This is a genomic window from Serratia sp. P2ACOL2 (genome assembly GCF_003691565.1).
GTDB classification, from domain to species: Bacteria; Pseudomonadota; Gammaproteobacteria; order Enterobacterales; family Enterobacteriaceae; genus Serratia; species Serratia liquefaciens.
The window spans coordinates 826,736-846,504 of the sequence record NZ_CP033162.1; the positions used below are offsets into that span (position 1 = coordinate 826,736).

The window sequence follows — 19,769 nt, forward strand, 5'->3', positions numbered from 1 at the left end:
GACCCCTCATTTCATCCCCACTTTCGGAGGCGATATGAACCGTTCCGCCGTGAACCAGATTCTGCAACAAACCCAGCATTTTTTTGCCCGCTTCGACGTCCATCTGCCGCCCTTTGCGCACTTTAGCCCAACCGTTTGGCGTCAGCTCGATCGTCAGCCGTGGCAGGAGGTATTCGACCTGAAACTGGGCTGGGACGTCACGGCGTTCGGCGGCGAGGATTTTGCTCACAAGGGGCTAACGCTGTTCACGTTGCGAAACGGTTCGCCCGGCGGTCAACCTTATGCCAAATGCTATGCGGAGAAAATCATGCATTGCCGCGAAGCACAGGTGACGCCGATGCATTTCCACTGGCGCAAGCGGGAAGACATCATCAATCGCGGTGGTGGCAACCTGATCGTCGAGCTGCATAACGCCGATCCGCAGGAAGGGCTGGCCGACAGCCCGGTGACCGTGACCCTGGACGGTTGCCGACAGACTCATGCTCCCGGTTCACGCCTGCGGCTGGCGCCGGGGGAAAGCATCTGCCTGACGCCGGGCATCTATCACAGCTTTTGGGGCGAGGAAGGTTTCGGCGACGTGTTGGTGGGTGAGGTTTCGACGGTGAATGACGACGACAACGATAACCGTTTCCTGACGCCGCTCAGCCGCTTTAGCCAGATCGAAGAGGATCAGCCGCCCCAGTGGTTGCTGTGTAACGAATACTTGCGCTTTATTGATTAAGGAGATGCACCATGGCATTGATTTCACTGGCACAGGGGTTAGCGCACGCGCGTCAACACGGCTATGCGCTGGGTGCGTTCAACGTGCTCGACAGCCATTTTCTGCGCGCGTTGTTTGCCGCGGCGCAGGCCGCGCGATCGCCCTTTATCATCAATATTGCCGAAGTCCACTTTAAGTACGTGTCGCTGGAGTCTTTGGTCGCGGCGATCAAAAGTGAGGCGGCGCAGCACGACATTCCGGTGGTGTTGAACCTCGATCACGGTCTGCATTTTGAGGCGGTGGTGCAGGCATTGCGTCTCGGATTCAGCTCGGTAATGTTTGACGGTTCCGGCCTGAGTTATGAAGAAAATGTGCGTCAAACGCAGGAAGTGGTGCGCATGTGTCATGCGGTGGGCGTCTCGGTGGAGGCCGAACTGGGTGCCGTCGGCGGTGACGAAGGCGGTGCTCTGTATGGTGAGGCCGACAGCAATAAATTTACCGACCCGCAGCGGGCACGCGAGTTTGTCGAATTGACCGACATCGATGCACTGGCGGTGGCGATCGGCAACGCGCACGGCAAATACAAGGGCGAACCTAAGCTCGATTTCGAACGTCTGGCGGCTATCCAGCAGCAGGCTGGCATTCCTTTGGTGCTGCACGGCGGTTCCGGCATCAGCGATGCAGACTTCAAGCGGGCAATCGGCCTGGGCATTCACAAAATCAACTTTTATACCGGCATGTCGCAAGCGGCGCTGGGGGCGATTGAACAGCGGATGACGCAGCGTCACGCGATTTATGATGAGTTTGCCGAAGTGCTGTTGGCGGTAGAGCGCTCGATCAGCGAAGTGGTGCAGCAGCAGATGCATATTTTCGGCAGCGCCGGGCGGTTGTGATGAGCCGGTGTGGCATTGTTTCTGCCGGTAACATGCTGGTGGATCATGTCCATCAAATTGCGCATTGGCCTCAGCCGGGCTGGCTGGTGGAGATTGAACATAGCCAGCGTGCCACCGGCGGTGCGCCGCTTAATGTATTGCTGACGCTGGCGCGCATGGAAACCGGGTTGCCGCTGGCGGCGCTGGGGCTGATCGGCTGCGATGCCGATGGTGACTATATTTTGCAAATGCTGGCGCAGTACCAAGTCGACAGCGGCCGGGTGCGTCGCAGCGAAACGGCGATGACCTCGATGTCGCAGGTGATGACCGAGCCGGGTGGACAGCGGACCTTTTTCCATGCGCCGGGCGCGAATCGGTTGTTGGACCTCGGCGATTTTGACGCGCTGCACAGCAATCATAAAATTTTCCACCTGGGCTATCTGCTGCTGCTCGACAGCCTGGATTGTCCGGATGAGGAATTCGGCACCCGTAGCGCACGCCTGCTGGCGCAAATGCAGCAGCGTGGTTACCAGACTTCGTTGGATCTGGTGTCGCGCCAGGGCGATCCTCGCTATCGGTCTTTGGTGTTGCCAGCGCTGCGCTGGCTGGACTATCTGGTGATCAACGAGCTGGAAGCCGGTGAGTTTACCGGACTGGCGCTGCGTACGGCTAATGGCTCGTTACAGCAGTCACTGATGGCGCAGGCCGCAGAACAATTATTGCAGGCCGGTGTGCGGCGGCGGGTGGTGATCCATTGCCCGGAAGGGGCCTACGGGCTGGAGAGCGGTGGCGAAGCGCGTTGGCAACCCTCGTGGCAGGTGAGGGAAACTGAAATCGTCGGCAGCGTCGGTGCCGGTGATGCGTTCTGCGCCGGCGTGCTGTATGCCAGCCATGAAGACTGGCCTTTGGTGGAGACACTGCAGCTGGCGCATGCCTGTGCGCGTTTCAATCTGCTGTGCGCCAATGCTATCGACGGTGCTCGGCCGCTGCCGGAGCTGCAGGATTTTATCAGGCGGCAGCCACCGGCTGGCTGACGTCGGCGGCAAAGACGTAACCCAGCCCGCGAATGGTGCGGATCAGTTCGGGCTGATGCGGATTGATTTCGATCTTGCGGCGCAGCCGCATGATCAGCACGTCGATAGTGCGATCGAAGACCTCCAGCGTTTCGCCGTGGGTCAGCTCCAGCAGGCGATCGCGGGTCAGTACTTTACGCGCATGTTGTACCAGCGCCAGCAACAAGCCGTATTCGCCCTGAGTCAGATCGACAGCCTGGCGCTGAGGGTTGTGCAGCGTGCAGCGGTTGGTGTCCAGACACCAGCCGTTGAACTGCCAGCCCTCCGCTCTGGTCTGGCCGACAGCGGCAGGTTCCAACGCCAGCGCACCGGTACGGCGCAAAACCGCCTTGGCGCGAGCGACCACCACGCGTGGATTAAAGGGTTTGGCGATGTAGTCGTCGGCGCCCATTTCCAGGCCGACCACCACGTCGGACTCGGCGCCGAGACCGGTCAGCATCACCACCGGCAGATCCGGACGCAGGCGGTGGATCTGCTGTAACACCAGCAGGCCGTTGGTGTCCGGCAGGATCAGATCCAGCAGCACCAGCGCAATATCCGGCTGCTGGCTGAGTAGCGTCAGCGCCTCGCTGCCCCGGTGGCAGGCATGTACGGTAAACACGTGCTCATTGAGCACGTCACAAAGCAGATCACAGATAGCGGGATCGTCGTCGACGATCAATATGGCAGGTTTCATCGCTGCTCTCCGAATTTTATGATGCGTAAAAATGTTATCAATAGGTTAACTGATAAAATCCAGTGTACCCGATGGCTAATTAATAAGCGGCAGCCGGTGCGGTTCTGATGCGGAAATTGCCATCGCCGTCACACTCGGCGTTAATGGGGTGATCCCGAAAGCCGGTTACATTAGGCTGTAGCAACGTTGTTGTGCATTGAGGAGAAAAATCGTGCGCATTGGTATCGACCTGGGTGGCACCAAAATTGAAGTGATCGCGTTGGCCAACGACGGACGGGAACTGTTCCGCCATCGTATTGCCACGCCGCGCCATGACTATCAGCAAACGCTGGAGGCCATCACCGGTCTGGTGAAACTGGCGGAAGAAAATACTGGGCAGCAGGGATCGGTCGGGGTAGGCATTCCCGGTACGCTGTCGCCTTATACCGGCTTGGTAAAAAACGCCAACTCGGTGTGGCTCAACGGCCAACCTCTGGACAAAGACCTGTCGGCGATGCTGGCGCGTGAAGTCCGTATCGCCAACGACGCCAACTGCCTGGCGGTTTCGGAGGCTACCGACGGCGCGGCCGCCGGCAAACAAACGGTGTTTGCGGTGATTATTGGCACCGGCTGCGGCGCAGGGGTGGCAATCAACGGCCAGGCGCATTCGGGCGGTAACGGCATCTCTGGCGAATGGGGGCATAACCCGTTGCCGTGGCTGGACGATGACGAACTGCGTTTTCGTGCAGAGGTTCCCTGCTACTGCGGCAAGCAGGGCTGTATCGAGACCTTTATCTCCGGCACCGGCTTTGCCACCGATTATTCGCGCCTGAGCGGTAATCCGCTAAAGGGGCATGAGATCATGGCGCTGGTGGCGCAGGGAGATACCCTGGCGGAGCAAGCCATTAGCCGCTATGAGCTGCGGTTGGCCAAATCGCTGGCGCACGTGATCAATATTTTTGATCCGGACGTGGTGGTGTTGGGCGGCGGTATGAGCAATGTGGACCGTCTTTATCAGCGTGTGCCGCAGTTGGTGAAATCCTGGGTTTTCGGTGGCGAGTGTGAAACCCCGATCCGTAAAGCCGTTCACGGTGACTCCAGCGGCGTACGCGGTGCAGCCTGGCTGTGGCCGCAAGTGTAACCGTTGCAAAAAAGCGCGGGCCTGCTCGCGCTTTAATCCATTCACCGTATAAAAACCAGATGCGCTCTATGCTTTAGCTAACTTAGCTGATGAATGAGGCGTCCGCTGCTGGATACCCATGCGCTGATATGGTGTTTGTCAGCGCGGCCAGCATTTGGGAGATTTCGATCGCATGCTGCTCGCCCAGGCACAGGCCGAAGGGCTGACGCTGGTTTCCGCCGTACGGCATTCGGGTGTTTGACGCCCGTCGCTAAACCTATCTTGCCTCGCTTTCGCTGCGCACCCGTTCGATATGAATGGTCAGAAACATCATCTCTTCCCGCGTGAGTTGATGCTGATAGTTTTTTTCGATGTGCTGATTGATCTTGCCTGCGCAGGCAAAGGAGTCAGGGTACTTTTCTTTCACCACCAGATAGAGTGAGTCGTCATCGCTGTCGACGTAGTTTTTACCCAGCAGACGCTGGGCGAAGAACTTCAGGTGAGTGATAAAGCGGTGATAGCTCAGGGCTTCTTCGTTGTAGTCAAAACGGAAATGGTATTTGACGATATTCAGGATTTCCTGCATGACGCGAGTGATATGCAGGGTGTTGTGCATTTCATCGTTCAACTGGGCGTTGACCAGGTGCAGGGCAATAAACCCGGCTTCGTCCTCCGGCAGCGTGGTGCCCAGCCGTTCGGCGATCAGCGTCAGTGCCTCCAGCCCGACGGCAAATTCGGCCGGGTAGAGCTTCTTGATTTCCCACAGCAGCACGTTTTTGATGTCCAGCCCCTGGGCATGGCGCTGCAGCGCAAAGTGGATGTGATCGGTCAGCGTGATATAAACGATGTTATGCAGCTTGCCCGGCAAGCGCTGGCGGGCGAGGGTGATGATTTTGTCGGCCGTGGTCACGCAGGCCAGGGGGATCTCCGACAGCAGCGTTTTAAAGCGCTCGGCCATTTCGCTGCCGTTAAGGGTGAAGACCTTCTCGATCAGGTTTTCGTCCAGCAGATCGCCAGCCTTCTTTTTAAAGCCGATACCTTTTCCCATAACCACCGTCTCTTCCTGACGGTCGTCCAGCGTAATCACCACGTTATTATTAAGTATTTTTGCGATCTTCATGGTTTTTCCCGGATGTTTCAGCATGCTGAAAACGAAAAAACCTGACGTCCAGGAGCGATCCCGTGCGTCAGGTTTTGCCTGTATATTTACAGTAACAATCCTGTTATCGATAGCATCATAAACCTTGTCAGCGGCGGCTCAATGTTTTTGACCGGGGAGTGACGCCACGGTCACATTTCCGAGCTCAGGGTAACGTTATTCCAGCCGGAACTGCGGCTCCAGCCGGCTGATACCCAGGCCGTTCACCTTTTTCACCTTAATCTGCACTGGAATACGATCTTTCATGGCTTCAACGTGGCTGATCACGCCGATGGTTTTGCCGGAGGCGTTCAGGCTGTCCAGTGCGTCCAGCGCGGTGTCCAGAGTTTCCGCATCCAGCGTACCGAAGCCCTCGTCAAGGAACAACGAATCGATACTGGTCTTGTGGCTGACCAGATCGGACAGCGCCAGCGCCAGCGCAAGGCTCACCAGGAAGCTTTCACCGCCGGACAGGGTTCGAGTGTCGCGCAGTGCGTCCGCCTGCCAGGTGTCCACCACCTGTAATTCCAGTGCATCACTGGTTTTGCGCTGCAGCAGATAGCGGCCGTGCAACCGCCCCAGCTGGTTATTGGCCAGATACACCAGATGATCGAGCGTCAGTCCTTGGGCAAACTTACGGAATTTATCCCCCTCTTTGGAGCCGATGAGCTGATTGAGGTAGCTCCAGTCGTCGTACTGTTGCTGACTTTGGCTGATTTGCTCAAACAGCGACTGCTGATTGAGACGGCGCGCGGCATCACTTTCCAACTGGTTGCGCACTTCACCCTGTCGGAGCTGCAGAGTTTTGAGCTGCTGCGCCAGCGCGGCCAGATCCTGGCCCAGGGTTTGGGGATCGGCCTGGCTTTCATCCAGCCCTTCCGGACGCTGTTGGCGTTGCTGTTCCAGATTGGCTACGGCCTGGGTCAGCAGGGCGCTGGCTTCAACCTGCCGTTGCTGCAACTGCTCTTTGCGCCGTTGCAATTGTTGGCGCTGATCGTCATTCAACAGGGCAGCGTTGAAGGCCGCTTCGTCGTCGAATTCGCTGGTGGACAACGCTTGCAGCCAATTTTGCTCCGCCTGTTGCAGCCGTTCGGCCAGGTGCAACAGCTGTTGCTGCAACCCAGTGAGTTGCCCGCCAAGACGATCGCGTTGTTCCTGCGCCTTCTGCCAGTGCTCTGCGGCCAGTTGTATAGCCTGTTCGCAGGCCGTCTGCCGGGCACGCAGCTGTTCTCGCACCTGCACGATTTGCTGTTCGCCAAACAGCGCCAGCCGCTGCGTACGTTGTTCGCCCAGAGCTTGATCTGCTTCTTGACGCTGTTGCTGCAGGCGTTGCTGCTGCGATTGGGCCTCGGCGTGGCTTTTTTCCAGCAGTTTGAAACGCTCGTCCAGCAGTGCCTTTTCTTGCTGCGCCTGTTGCTGCTGTGTCTGCAGTGCGGCCAACCGGTCTTTAGCCTGCTGTACCGCCTGGGCTGCCTGCTCGTGTTGCAGCAGACTGGCCTGAGCCTGACGCTCCTCATTGTCGCAGTCGCTTAACCACTGGCTAAGGCGAGCGGTGTCCTGCAGATCAAAATCAAACGCCAGAGGCGTGCTGAGGGTTTGCCATTGCTGACGATGAGCGGCCAGCTGTTGTTCATCTTGGCCGATAAGATGTTGCTGGCGCTGCAGTTGCTCTTTCAGGCTTTCGCAGCGGGTGCGCAGCTCGGTGCCCTGGGTGTACAAAGCCTCGGTTTTGACGCGCATATCGGCCAGACGCAGTGCTGTCTCAGAGGGTTTTACCGCCTGATACTGTTCGATGGCCGGATGCTCGGAAGATCCGCACAGTGGACAAGGTTCGCCGGTTTGCAGGCGAGCGCGTTCCGCCTCCAGGCTGACGATGCGTTGCTCCAGCTCAAGGGCTTTCTCTACGTCCGTCTGATGTGCTTTTTGCTGTTTGTACTGCTGGCGTGTTTCTTCAAGCTGCTTTTCAAGCTCGCTGAGCTGGGTCTGACGGGCCGTGAACTCCTTGCGTTGTTGTTCCAGACGTTCGCTGACCTGGCCAAACAGCGAGGAGAGGGTAAATAATTGCTGGCGCACCGGACGCAGCTCGGCCAGTTCGGTCTGACGTTGGCGCAGCGCTGTTAGGGGGGCTTGGGCTTCCAGCGCATTTTGCTGCTGTTGCTGCGCTGCCAGTGCGGCAGTGAGGCCGTTAAGCTGCTCCTGCTGCTGTCCGGCCTGGGCGGTGAGCCGGGCTCGTAAAACCTCAAGTTGTTCCAGCTCCGCTTGTTGCTGAGCGTACTGTTGCGTGGCGGCATCGCAGGCCTGTTGCAGTTCTGTCTGCGTTTTTTGCAACTGGGTTATCTGGTGGTCGAGCGGGACGATCTGCTCGTCGATCAGCCGTTGTTGGATCTGCTGGTGTTCGACATGCGCCTGCAGTTGAGCACGTGCTTGTTCCACTGCCTGCTGCAACGGGGTCATCTGGGCAAGCTGTTGCTCCTGTTGCTGCGTCAACTGAGCAATCTGCTGTTGTAGCGCCTGTTGATCGCTGCGGCAGCGGTTGCGTTCGTTGAGCAGTGGGCGCAGTTTCTCTGCCGGCTCGCTGCGCGCCAACTGCTGAAGTTGCGGTTCTGCTTCAGCCTGCTCCTGTTGTACGGCGCTCAACTGACGCTGGTATTCCTGCTGTTTCTGCTGCGTCTGCTGCCATTGCTGTAGCCAGTTTAACGCCCGTTGCTGACGCTGGGTCTGTTCGCTGAGGGCATTTTCCTGCGAACTGAGCTCCACGAGCTGGCTTTCCAGCTGTTGGCGCTGTTCTTCGTTCAGCAACTCAATGCCGCTGGCGCGCTGATGCAACGCGTCCAGATCGGTTTTGGCCTGCTTGTGCTGCTCGAAAACGCGCTCGGAAAGCTGGCCGTAAATCTCGGTGCCGGTCAACTCTTCCAGCAGTTCGGCGCGATCATTGGCATCGGCATTCAGGAAGGCAGCGAACTGCCCCTGAGACAACATCATCGATTTGGTAAAACGACCGAAATCCAGTCCGGTGATCGCGGCGGTAAGATCCAGCTTGTCGCGGACTTTATCGGCCAGGATTTTGCCGTCATCGCGCAGCGCCAGCTCCACCTTCGGCGCCTGCAGGTTGCCGTCCGGGGAGTTTTTGGCACGGCGCTGGCTCCAGAACGCGCGGTAACCGATGCCTTTAACCTCAAACTCGACCTCCGCCAGCGACTCGGCGGTGTGGCGGGTCATCAGCTCATTTTGGCTTGGCGTGACATTCAGGCGCGGCGTCTGGTGGTACAGTGCCAGACAGATGGCGTCCAGCAGGGTGGTTTTACCCGCGCCGGTGGGGCCGGTGATGGCAAATAATCCGTTGCTGGCGAAGGGCTCGGCGGTGAAGTCTATCTTCCATTCCCCCTGCAGCGAATTGAGGTTTTTTAATCTCAGGCTGAGGATTTTCATTGGCTTGGCTCCTGATCCTGGTGCCGTACGGCTTCGACCACCTGTTGGAACATCTGACTCATTCGCTGTTTGCGCGCTTCGGCCATCTCGGGTTCCTGCGCCAGCCGCCGCTCAAAGACCTCGGTGACGCTTAGTTCGTTGAGCGTTTCTTTGTCTTGCTGTTCAATGGCCTGGCGACGCTGCTCCTTACTGCGGCGCAGCAGCACGACCTCTACTGGTAGTTGATCGGCCAGCAGCTGAATGCGACGCTGAATGTCGCTAAGGTAATCCTGGGTAGCCACTTCGATATCCAGCCATACCGGTAATTCACCCTGATAATCGGCGAACAGCCGTAATTGCTGCTCGATCTGCGCCAAATCTCCCTTAATGAGCTGCATCGGTTGGAAGCTTGGGATCTCCAACGCGCTGACCTGCTGCAGGGCACCCGCCGCGAAATCCACCATAAACACGCTTTTGGCCTTGCCCAACTCGTCAAAACTGAGCGGGATAGGGGAGCCGCTATAGCGAATATGTTCAGATTTGGCGACGTTTTGCGCGCGATGAATATGCCCCAGCGCGATGTAATCGGCCGGTGGGAACGCCTGTGCGGGGAAGGCATCCAGCGTACCAATATAGATGTCGCGCACCGAGTCGGACGTGGTGACGCCGACGGTGGTCAGATGGCCGGTAGCGACGATGGGCAGCGGCAAGCCCAGCGCATCACGGCGCGCACAGGCGGCCTGGTACAGGGTGTGATAGTGGTCGGCGATAGACTCTTGCAGCGCCTGCTGTTTTTGCACCCCGGACTCACCGGCGCGGCTGGTGAGCAGATCGCGCGGGCGCAGAAAAGGAATGGCGCACAATACCGCACCCGGTTGGCCGTCGCGTTGATTCAGCACCAGCACCTGTTGTTCGATTTCGCTCTGCGCATTGGCGATCACGGTGGTATTCAGGCAGGAAAGTAATTCACGCGATTCATTTAAGGTGGCCACGGAGTCGTGATTGCCGCCCAACACCACCAACTGGCAGCCGGTACGCTGCAGTTCCACCACGAAGCGGTTATACAGCTCGCGGGCGTAGCTTGGCGGCGAGCCGGTATCGAACAGATCCCCGGCGACGATCAGCGCATCCACCTGATGTTGTTCGATCTGTTCGATCAGCCAGCGCAGAAATGCCTGATGCTCGGCGGCGCGGCTTTTGGTGAAAAAGTACTGGCCAAGATGCCAGTCAGAGGTGTGGATCAGGCGCATGACACTCCCGGGGCGATAGGGTAATGGCGGTGATTATAAAGGGCGTTGCGGCGGCTGTCGTGACGCAATCATTATGACAACTGAATGATTTTTCTTTGACGTTGGAAATAATCGCTATGCTTACTGCCTATAACAGCCCGCTTTTTTCATAAAAGTGTCACAAAACTGACGCATAATGGCGCCCGCAATCAACTGTGATCGCTAACACATTGGCAGGATTGACGATGGCAAGACGCATACTGGTGGTGGAAGACGAAGCGCCGATCCGTGAGATGGTGTGCTTTGTGTTGGAACAGAATGGTTACCAACCGTTGGAAGCTGAGGATTATGACAGCGCCGTGACGCGCCTGTCTGAGCCGTTCCCTGATTTAGTGTTGCTCGACTGGATGTTACCCGGGGGATCCGGCATTCAGTTTATTAAACATATGAAGCGTGAAGCGCTGACCCGCGATATTCCGGTGATGATGTTGACCGCGCGCGGTGAAGAAGAAGACCGGGTGCGCGGCCTGGAAGTCGGGGCGGATGATTACATCACCAAACCCTTCTCACCGAAGGAACTGGTGGCGCGCATCAAGGCGGTAATGCGCCGTATTTCACCGATGGCGGTGGAAGAAGTGATTGAAATGCAAGGGCTGAGCCTGGACCCTTCCTCACACCGCGTGATGGCTAACGAACAAGCGCTGGATATGGGGCCGACCGAGTTCAAGCTGTTGCACTTCTTTATGACCCATCCTGAACGCGTTTATAGCCGTGAGCAGTTGCTTAATCACGTCTGGGGCACTAACGTTTATGTGGAAGACCGCACCGTTGACGTGCACATCCGTCGGCTCCGTAAGGCGTTAGAGACCAGTGGTCATGACAAAATGGTTCAAACCGTTCGGGGCACCGGCTACCGATTCTCAACGCGCTACTGATCGCGCCGCGCTGGAGAATATGCCGTGTTAGAACGTCTATCCTGGAAGAGGCTGGCCCTGGAGCTGGCCCTTTTCTGCCTGCCTGCCTTACTGTTGGGGCTGATTTTCGGTTATCTGCCCTGGCTGCTGCTGGCCTCCGTGCTGGCGGCGTTGGTATGGAATTTCTACAATCAACTCAAACTTTCCCACTGGCTGTGGGTTGACCGCAGCATGACGCCGCCGCCTGGCCGCTGGAGCTGGGAACCGCTGTTTTACGGCTTGTATCAGATGCAGCAACGGAACCGTCGTCGGCGCCGTGAGCTGGCGCTGTTGATCAAACGCTTCCGTAGCGGAGCGGAATCGCTGCCCGATGCGGTAGTGATGACTACCGTCGAAGGCAATATCTTTTGGTGCAACGGGCTGGCGCAGCATTTGCTGGGTTTCCGCTGGCCGGAAGACAATGGCCAGCACATTCTCAACCTGTTGCGTTATCCGGAGTTCAGTCACTATCTGCAACAGCAGGAGTTCTCCCGCCCTTTGACGCTGCAACTGAATAACGAGCATTACGTCGAGTTTCGTGTGATGCCCTACTCCGAAGGGCAATTATTGATGGTAGCCCGCGATGTGACCCAGATGCGTCAACTGGAAGGGGCTCGGCGCAACTTCTTCGCTAACGTCAGCCACGAGCTGCGCACGCCGCTGACGGTATTGCAGGGTTACCTGGAAATGATGAGCGACGAAGAGCTGGATGGTTCGCTGCGCGGTAAGGCGTTGGGCACCATGCAGGAGCAGACTCGCCGCATGGACGGACTGGTCAAGCAACTGCTGACGCTGTCGCGCATCGAGGCGGCGCCTAACGTTGAAATGAACGAGCGGGTTGATATCCCCCTGATGTTGCGGGTGTTACAACGTGAGGCGCAATCGCTGAGCGGCGGCAACCACGAGATCACCTTCCGGGTGAATGAGCAGTTGAAAGTGTTCGGTAACGATGACCAACTTCGCAGTGCGGTGTCGAATCTGGTGTATAACGCCGTCAATCATACGCCGAAAGGCACCAATATTGAGGTCAGCTGGCAGCAGACGCCAAACGGCGCGCAGTTTCAGGTCAGTGATAATGGGCCGGGTATCGCGGCCGAACATATTCCCCGTTTGACCGAACGCTTCTACCGCGTTGACAAAGCCCGTTCACGCCAGACCGGCGGCAGCGGGTTGGGGTTGGCGATCGTCAAGCATGCGCTCAGTCACCACGATGCGCGGCTGGAGATCCTTAGCGAGCAGGGCATCGGCACCCGATTTATCTTTACCTTGCCTAACCGGTTGATTGTTCCCGCAGCTTTGTCAGAGAATGCGGTGAAAAATTAACGCGAGAGGCTGGCATGATCCGAATCACCCGAGGGCTGTTGCTTTGCCTGGCGCTGTTGGCAAGCCGAGGCGCGCTGGCACAGCCGGATGGCATGCTGTCCGGCAACCTGTCTAGCGTCGGCTCCGATACGCTGGCGAACCTGATGGCGCTGTGGGCGCAGGACTTCAGCCAGCATTATCCCAACGTTAATCTGCAAATCCAGGCCGCCGGTTCCTCCACGGCGCCAACCGCATTGGCGGCTGGTGCAGCGCAGCTTGGCCCGATGAGTCGCCCGATGAAGGCCGCGGAAGTCTCTGCATTCGAGCATCGTTACGGTTATGCGCCGTTGGCGGTACCGGTCGCGGTCGATGCGCTGGTGGTGCTGGTGCATCAGGACAATCCGCTGCGCGGTCTTAATCTGCAGCAGCTCGACCGAATTTTCTCCGCGACTCTGCGCTGTGGCGAAAGCCAGCCTCTGACGAGGTGGGGGGAACTGGGGCTGACCGGTGATTGGCAACAGCGTGCGCTGCAACGTTTTGGACGTAATTCGGCCTCCGGCACCTACGGCTATTTCAAACTGCGTGCGCTGTGTGGCGGCGATTTTATGCCGCGCGTCAATGAGCTGCCGGGCTCGGCTTCAGTCGTGCAGGCGGTGGCCGGTTCGCTGAACAGTATCGGCTATGCCAGTATCGGTTTTCGCGCCAGCGGCGTACGGCTGTTACCGTTAGCTGAGACCGGCCAAAACTATGTGACGCCAAATGATGCCAACGTGCGTAACGGCAGCTATCCGTTGTCGCGCTATCTGTATATTTACATTAATAAAGCGCCCAACCAGCCGCTGGAGCCGCTGACGGCGGCATTTCTCGATCGCGTGCTGTCGGACACCGGGCAAAATCTGGTCAATCACGACGGCTATCTGCCACTGCCGCCACAGACTCTGCAGAAAACCCGCCTGGCGCTGGGCCTGCAATAAGCCTGCCTCTGGGCACCTTGAGTGCCCAACATGAATTTCTTTCATCCCCTGTGAAAATTCTTCCGTTGCCGCCCCTCAGTCGACGTGACAGCATGCTGATTATAAGTAATCTAGACGTCTGGAAGTCTATTTGATAACCCGGCGCAATAGTTCACACTGTAAATCACTGAGGCAAAGGCCTGAGCTTCTGCCGGCTAGCGGGAGTCATATTATGTGCGATTGCAATTCTGCCTTTCACGCTGACGTTGTCGGCAGTCTGTTACGCCCTGCGGCGCTGAAAACCGCTCGCCAACAGTTTCTGCAGGGCGAGATTGATGCCCTTCAGTTACGGGAAGTTGAAGACCAACAGATCCGTCTGGCGGTGGCAAAACAGAAAGATCTCGGTTTGGCGGTCGTGACGGATGGAGAGTTTCGCCGAGCGTGGTGGCACTTCGACTTTTTGGAAGGGCTGGATGGCGTGGAAGGTTATGACGCGGAGCAGGGGATCCAGTTTAACGGCGTACAGACGCGGGCGCGCAGTATCAAGGTGGTCGGCAAATTGGGCTTCAACCCGCAGCATCCGATGCTGGAGGACTTTCGTTTTCTGAAGGCCATCGCCGGTGATGCGGTGCCGAAGATGACCATTCCAAGCCCGAGCGTGCTGCACTTTCGCGGTGGGCGTAAGGCCATCGACAGCCAGGTTTATCCGGATCTGAACGCCTATTTTGACGATCTGGCGCAGACCTACCGCGAGGCGATCAAGGCGTTTTATGATGCCGGTTGCCGCTATCTGCAACTGGATGACACCGTGTGGGCCTACCTGTGCTCTGACGATCAACGGCGACAGATCCGCGAGCGTGGAGAGGATCCGGATCTTCTGGCGCGCATATACGCGGATGTGCTGAATGCGGCGATCGCTGACAAGCCGGAGGATCTGATCATCGGGTTGCACGTTTGCCGCGGTAATTTCCGCTCCACCTGGATCTCCGAGGGCGGCTATGAACCTGTGGCGGAGATCCTGTTTGGTCAGGTGAATATCGACGCTTTCTTCCTGGAATACGACAATGAGCGTTCCGGTGGTTTCGAGCCGCTGCGTTTTATCAAGCCGGGCAAACAGCAGGTGGTGCTGGGCCTGATTACCACCAAAAACGGGGAACTGGAAAACCCTGAGCAGGTGAAACAAAGGCTTGAAGAGGCGGCGCAGTTTGTCGACCGTCGACAGCTTTGCCTCAGCACCCAGTGCGGTTTCGCTTCGACTGAAGAGGGCAACAGCCTGAGTGAGCAGCAGCAGTGGAATAAGCTGCAAAGCGTGGTGAATATTGCCGAGCAGGTTTGGTAGGGCAAAAAATCGGTTCAGACCGCGCGGAAACTGGTGGTTTATTGGCGGTTTCGCGCGGTCATGAGGCATCTTATTCACGTTTTGTGAATGCGTTGCTCAAAAATGATACAAATCATGTATTGTATATTTATTGATAGCCCCTATGATCGACTGGTGTCGAAAGATAATCTGGTCGATAGCTCTGCTTTTTGTCATGCGACTTGCCTTTCAACGCTATAAACGTTTAACTTAGCCTCCGTTGTCGGACTAAACCTCCATTTATAACTCCTAAAACTCTGCCCATCATCATGAGTGGTCACTTTCGAATAAGGACAAAACGCCGGACGTTATGCGTTTTCTGCTCTTATTGGTCTCGCGATGAAATGGCAAGCCGGCAACCGGATGGGGCTTAACGCTACCTCCATATCGGGCATTTTTTTTCATTTGAACAGGCAACACGACATCGTATGAGTCATCGTTTAACGTCAAAAGATATTATCGCATTGGGTTTTATGACCTTTGCCTTATTCGTCGGCGCCGGGAATATCATTTTCCCGCCGATGGTCGGTTTACAGTCCGGTGAACACGTCTGGACCGCAGCTATCGGCTTTCTGATCACCGCCGTCGGTCTGCCGGTGATGACCGTGATCGCCCTGGCGCGCGTCGGTGGCGGCATTGACGCCCTGAGCTCGCCGATTGGCCGTCGCGCCGGTCTGTTGCTGGCTACCGTCTGCTATCTGGCCGTAGGCCCGCTGTTCGCCACGCCGCGTACCGCGACCGTCTCCTTTGAAGTGGGCATTGCACCGCTGACCGGTGATGGCGCCATGCCGCTGTTTATTTACAGCCTGGTGTACTTCGCGTTGGTGATCGGCATCTCGCTGTATCCGGGCCGCCTGCTCGATACCGTGGGCCACGTACTGGCACCGCTGAAAATTGTTGCGCTGGGCGCGCTCGGCATCGCCGCGCTGGTTTGGCCGGCAGGTACGCCTATCCCGGCGACCGACATTTATCAGAACGTTCCTTTCTCTTCCGGCTTCGTCAACGGCTATCTGACCATGGATACGCTGGGCGCGCTGGTATTCGGCATCGTCATCGTTAATGCTGCGCGTTCCCGCGGCGTCAAAGATGCCGGTTTGCTGACGCGTTACACCATCCTGGCCGGGCTGATTGCCGGTGTGGGCCTGACGCTGGTTTACCTGAGCCTGTTTAAGCTGGGCTCCGGCAGCGGCGTGCTGGTACCCGACGCGACCAACGGCGCGGTGATCCTGCATGCTTACGTGCAAAACACCTTCGGTGGGCTGGGCAGCTTCTTCCTGGCGGCGCTGATTTTCATCGCCTGTATGGTGACTGCGGTTGGCCTGACCTGCGCTTGCGCCGAGTTCTTTGCCCAATATCTGCCGTTCTCCTACAAGACGCTGGTGTTTATTCTGGGGCTGTTCTCGATGGTGGTGTCCAACCTGGGCCTGAGCCATCTGATCCAAATCTCCATTCCGGTGCTGACCGCGATTTACCCGCCGTGTATCGTGCTGGTGGTGCTGAGCTTCACCCTGCGTTGGTGGAACAGCGCGCCGCGTATTATCGCGCCGGTGATGTTAGTCAGCCTGTTGTTTGGTATCCTTGACGCGGTGAAAGCGTCCGCCTTCCAGCAAGTGCTGCCGGATTGGACCAATCACCTGCCGCTGGCAGAACAGGGTCTGGCATGGTTGTCGCCTTCGCTGTTGATGCTGGTGCTGGTCGCGATTTATGACCGGGTTTGTACGCGTTCCGAAGTGACCGCGCACTCCTAATCCCCCGGCTAAATTTTGGGCCACGGACTTGTCCGTGGCTTTTTTACGTTTAAAAAACACGGGTTATTTTCATGCAACAACAGTCACCCACCGCTCCCACGCCCAATAAGCTAAAACGCGGTCTCAGCACCCGTCACATTCGCTTTATGGCTTTGGGTTCGGCTATCGGCACCGGCCTGTTCTACGGTTCGGCGGACGCGATTAAAATGGCCGGCCCTAGCGTTTTGCTGGCGTATCTGATTGGCGGCTTCGTCGCTTTTATCATCATGCGTGCGCTGGGCGAGATGTCGGTCAACAACCCGCAGGCCAGTTCGTTCTCGCGTTATGCACAGGACTACCTGGGCCCGATGGCCGGATATATCACCGGTTGGACCTACTGTTTTGAAATCTTGATCGTCGCGATTGCCGACGTGACCGCTTTCGGCATCTATATGGGCGTGTGGTTCCCTGAGGTACCGCACTGGATTTGGGTGCTGAGCGTGGTGCTGGTGATAGGCGCCATCAACCTGATGAGCGTGAAGGTGTTCGGTGAGCTGGAGTTTTGGTTCTCCTTCTTTAAAGTCGCCACCATCATCATCATGATTGCCGCCGGTATCGGTATCATCATCTGGGGGATTGGCAACGGTGGGCAGCCGACCGGCATCCATAACCTGTGGTCTAACGGCGGCTTCTTCAGCAACGGCTTTATCGGCATGATCCTGTCGCTACAGTTGGTGATGTTCGCCTACGGCGGTATCGAGATTATCGGTATCACTGCCGGTGAAGCCAAGGACCCGAAAACCTCCATTCCCAAGGCCATCAACTCGGTACCGTGGCGTATTCTGGTGTTCTACGTCGGTACGCTGTTTGTCATTATGTCTATCTACCCGTGGAATCAGGTGGGTACCAACGGCAGTCCGTTCGTGCTGACTTTCCAGCATATGGGCATTACCGTGGCGGCGGGCATCCTTAACTTTGTGGTGATCACCGCGTCGCTGTCGGCGATTAACAGCGATGTGTTTGGCGTTGGCCGCATGCTGCACGGCATGGCCGAGCAGGGCCATGCGCCGAAGATGTTCAGCAAGGTGTCCAAACGCGGGATCCCGTGGGTCACAGTGGTGGTGATGATGCTGGCGCTGTTGCTGGCGGTGTATCTCAACTACATCATGCCGGAAAACGTGTTCCTGGTGATTGCTTCACTGGCGACCTTCGCCACCGTGTGGGTGTGGATCATGATCCTGTTCTCGCAGATTGCCTTCCGTCGCAGTCTGAGCAAAGAGCAGGTGAAAGGCCTGGCGTTCCCACTGCGCGGCGGGGTGTTTACCTCGGTGGTAGCGATCATCTTCTTGGTGTTTATCATCGGTCTGATTGGTTACTTCCCAACGACTCGCGTATCGCTGTACGCCGGGCTGGTGTGGGTGGCGGTGCTGCTGGCGGGATATTACTTCAAGGTCAACCGCCAGAAGAAGCTGGCGACGCTGGCGCAGCAACAGGATTGAAGATGAAAACACCGGCCATGAGCCGGTGTTTTTTTAATGCTTTTCCTCAGGTTCGTCGTCACCGGAGGCGCGCGCTTCGATACGCAGGCTGCTGTCGCTCAGCCTTTCCTCTTTCCCCTCGCCGGCACAGCGTGCCAGCACTTCGCGAATATCCTGCATGTTGCTGCTCAGGGCGCTAAGCGACGGTTGCAGAGTACGGCTCATGCGGCTTTCATCCAGCGAAGCGCTGTGCAGACAGCCGATGAACAACAGCGTGGCCAGCAGGGTAAACAGCCGATGTTTTACCTGTTTCAGCAATGGCATCTCTTCTTTCCGGTGGCTGGGTGAGCGTATTAACACCGCTTTAGGTGAGCAAGAAAAGAGGCTGGAGATATCTGCTGGCAATTGGCGGAGAATAATTACCAGCAGAAACAGTTACGTCAGCCTGCGTCAGGAAATGTCTGCCGCCTGTCGCAGGGGGTTCAGCATGCTGCGCATGTCGTTACCGGTCGGCGTTTGATGCACCCGCAAATCGAATTCGTTAATCACCGCCAGGATATGGTCAAAGATATCCGACTGAATGCTCTCGTATTCAGCCCATACCGTGGTGTTGGTGAAAGCGTAAATCTCCAGCGGTAAACCTTCTGGCAGCGGTGCCAACTGGCGCACCATCAGCGTCATATTCTGGTGAATGCCGGGGTGAGCGCGCAGATAGGCCACCAGGTAAGCGCGCAGCGTGCCAAGATTGGTCAGGCGGCGGCCGTTGAGCGGTGAACTGAGATCTACGCCAGTCTGCTGATTATGCTGGCTCAGCTCCTGCGTTTTATCGTTCAGGTAGCGTTGCAGCAGCGGGTTACGGTTCAGGCGCTGTTGTTCTTCCTCCGACAGGAAATGCACGCTGGTGGTGTCGATATTGATACTGCGCTTGATGCGGCGGCCACCGGATTCCGACATGGAGCGCCAGTTTTTGAAGGAGTCGGAGATTAGCGCGTAAGTCGGGATGGTGGTCACGGTATTGTCCCAGTTGCGCACTTTCACCGTGGTGAGGCCAATGTCGGTCACCGCGCCATCGGCGCCGTATTTCGGCATTTCCAGCCAGTCGCCGATGCTCAGCATGTCGTTAGCGGAAAGCTGGATGCCGGCCACCAGGCCGAGGATCGGGTCCTTAAAGACCAGCATCAGCACCGCAGTCATCGCCCCCAGGCCGCTGAGCAGCAGCAAGGGTGATTTTCCCATCAGCAGTGAAACGATCATGATGCCGATCAGGATCGCCGCGACCAGCTTCAGGCCCTGGAAAATACCGCGCAGCGGCAACTGATTGGAGATCGGGCTTTGGCGCAGCATTGCCAGCAGCGTGTCCAGTAAGGAAAACAGCGACAGCAGGGCGAAGCCCATGATCCACACCTGAGCGGCGGTGACAATAATCGCCTGGGTCTCACTGCCGGCGTGCAGCCACAGCACCGCCTGCAGATTAATGATCACCCCTTGCAGCAACAGTGCCATGCGCTGGAACAGCTTGTACTGGGTGATCGCCTGCTGCCAGACACGCTGCGACCGTTGGCCACGGCGTTGGATTGCTGCCAACACCACGCGGTGCAACACCAGGTGGATCACTACCGAAATCAGGACGATCAGTCCCAGCACCATCAGCAGGGACATGACTCCGCTAAATTCCAGTCCGAATTTTTCCAGCCACAGGGTTATCTGTTGTTGCATTGCCGCTCCTTTAAAAAATGCGCGAAAAATATCCAATACACTCAAAAGACGTTAGCCTAATGGTTACGGGTCATAATGTGCGGCTGTT

At 57.3% G+C, this 19,769-nt stretch carries 16 protein-coding genes; 10 read left to right on the forward strand and 6 right to left on the reverse strand.

The annotated features are described in order from the left end of the window. Window positions 1-34 precede the first annotated feature (34 nt). Genes EBA31_RS03950 through EBA31_RS03960 form a run of 3 tightly spaced genes read left to right on the forward strand, consistent with a single transcriptional unit; the run spans window position 35 to window position 2,606 of the window. Window positions 35-721: a D-lyxose/D-mannose family sugar isomerase gene (locus EBA31_RS03950; RefSeq protein WP_122077464.1), complete on the forward strand. Its 687-nt coding sequence runs from the start codon at window positions 35-37 to the stop codon at window positions 719-721. Between the two features lie 11 nt (window positions 722-732). Further along, complete coding sequence (locus EBA31_RS03955; RefSeq protein ID WP_020825441.1) at window positions 733-1,593, forward strand: ketose 1,6-bisphosphate aldolase; 861 nt, start codon at window positions 733-735, stop codon at window positions 1,591-1,593. Continuing rightward, window positions 1,590-2,606: a carbohydrate kinase family protein gene (locus tag EBA31_RS03960; protein WP_202914189.1), complete on the forward strand. Its 1,017-nt coding sequence runs from the start codon at window positions 1,590-1,592 to the stop codon at window positions 2,604-2,606. Before EBA31_RS03955 ends, EBA31_RS03960 begins: the two co-directional genes overlap by 4 nt. On the opposite strand, the gene EBA31_RS03965 is transcribed toward EBA31_RS03960, so the two are convergent. Then, window positions 2,581-3,321: a response regulator gene (locus EBA31_RS03965; protein WP_046374374.1), complete on the reverse strand. Its 741-nt coding sequence runs from the start codon at window positions 3,319-3,321 to the stop codon at window positions 2,581-2,583. The two genes, EBA31_RS03960 and EBA31_RS03965, sit on opposite strands and share 26 nt — an antisense overlap. 211 nt (window positions 3,322-3,532) lie before the next feature. Between EBA31_RS03965 and mak the strand changes: the two genes are divergently transcribed. After that, entirely contained in the window at window positions 3,533-4,441 is a 909-nt protein-coding gene (gene mak, locus EBA31_RS03970) for a fructokinase (protein ID WP_122077468.1), read from the forward strand. A gap of 256 nt (window positions 4,442-4,697) precedes the next feature. On the opposite strand, the gene licT is transcribed toward mak, so the two are convergent. The 3 genes from licT to sbcD all read right to left on the reverse strand — a co-directional run bounded on the left by licT (window position 4,698) and on the right by sbcD (window position 10,216). Beyond that, window positions 4,698-5,540: a BglG family transcription antiterminator LicT gene (licT, locus tag EBA31_RS03980; protein WP_041415225.1), complete on the reverse strand. Its 843-nt coding sequence runs from the start codon at window positions 5,538-5,540 to the stop codon at window positions 4,698-4,700. A gap of 195 nt (window positions 5,541-5,735) precedes the next feature. Further along, a complete protein-coding gene (gene sbcC / locus EBA31_RS03985; protein WP_122077470.1) occupies window positions 5,736-8,987 on the reverse strand; it encodes an exonuclease subunit SbcC in 3,252 nt (1,083 codons plus the stop codon). Further along, entirely contained in the window at window positions 8,984-10,216 is a 1,233-nt protein-coding gene (gene sbcD / locus EBA31_RS03990; RefSeq protein WP_122077472.1) for an exonuclease subunit SbcD, read from the reverse strand. Before sbcD ends, sbcC begins: the two co-directional genes overlap by 4 nt. Before the next feature lie 224 nt (window positions 10,217-10,440). Between sbcD and phoB the strand changes: the two genes are divergently transcribed. From phoB to proY, 6 genes are all read left to right on the forward strand, one after another. Further along, a complete protein-coding gene (gene phoB, locus EBA31_RS03995) occupies window positions 10,441-11,130 on the forward strand; it encodes a phosphate response regulator transcription factor PhoB (protein ID WP_020825449.1) in 690 nt (229 codons plus the stop codon). 24 nt (window positions 11,131-11,154) lie between these two features. Beyond that, entirely contained in the window at window positions 11,155-12,471 is a 1,317-nt protein-coding gene (gene phoR, locus EBA31_RS04000) for a phosphate regulon sensor histidine kinase PhoR (protein ID WP_046374371.1), read from the forward strand. A gap of 14 nt (window positions 12,472-12,485) precedes the next feature. Next, window positions 12,486-13,424: a PstS family phosphate ABC transporter substrate-binding protein gene (locus EBA31_RS04005; RefSeq protein WP_046374370.1), complete on the forward strand. Its 939-nt coding sequence runs from the start codon at window positions 12,486-12,488 to the stop codon at window positions 13,422-13,424. A gap of 211 nt (window positions 13,425-13,635) precedes the next feature. After that, window positions 13,636-14,742 (forward strand): cobalamin-independent methionine synthase II family protein, encoded by a 1,107-nt coding sequence (locus EBA31_RS04010; RefSeq protein WP_116691187.1) that lies wholly within the window; start codon window positions 13,636-13,638, stop codon window positions 14,740-14,742. A 446-nt stretch (window positions 14,743-15,188) separates the two neighbouring features. After that, complete coding sequence (gene brnQ, locus EBA31_RS04015) at window positions 15,189-16,508, forward strand: branched-chain amino acid transport system II carrier protein (protein WP_020825453.1); 1,320 nt, start codon at window positions 15,189-15,191, stop codon at window positions 16,506-16,508. Between the two features lie 71 nt (window positions 16,509-16,579). Continuing rightward, complete coding sequence (gene proY, locus EBA31_RS04020) at window positions 16,580-17,986, forward strand: proline-specific permease ProY (protein WP_122077474.1); 1,407 nt, start codon at window positions 16,580-16,582, stop codon at window positions 17,984-17,986. A gap of 33 nt (window positions 17,987-18,019) precedes the next feature. Here the strand turns inward: proY and EBA31_RS04025 are convergent, their stop codons facing one another. Further along, complete coding sequence (locus tag EBA31_RS04025) at window positions 18,020-18,283, reverse strand: hypothetical protein (RefSeq protein ID WP_048759760.1); 264 nt, start codon at window positions 18,281-18,283, stop codon at window positions 18,020-18,022. A gap of 132 nt (window positions 18,284-18,415) precedes the next feature. Beyond that, a complete protein-coding gene (locus EBA31_RS04030; protein WP_046374368.1) occupies window positions 18,416-19,681 on the reverse strand; it encodes a mechanosensitive ion channel family protein in 1,266 nt (421 codons plus the stop codon). Window positions 19,682-19,769 lie beyond the last annotated feature (88 nt).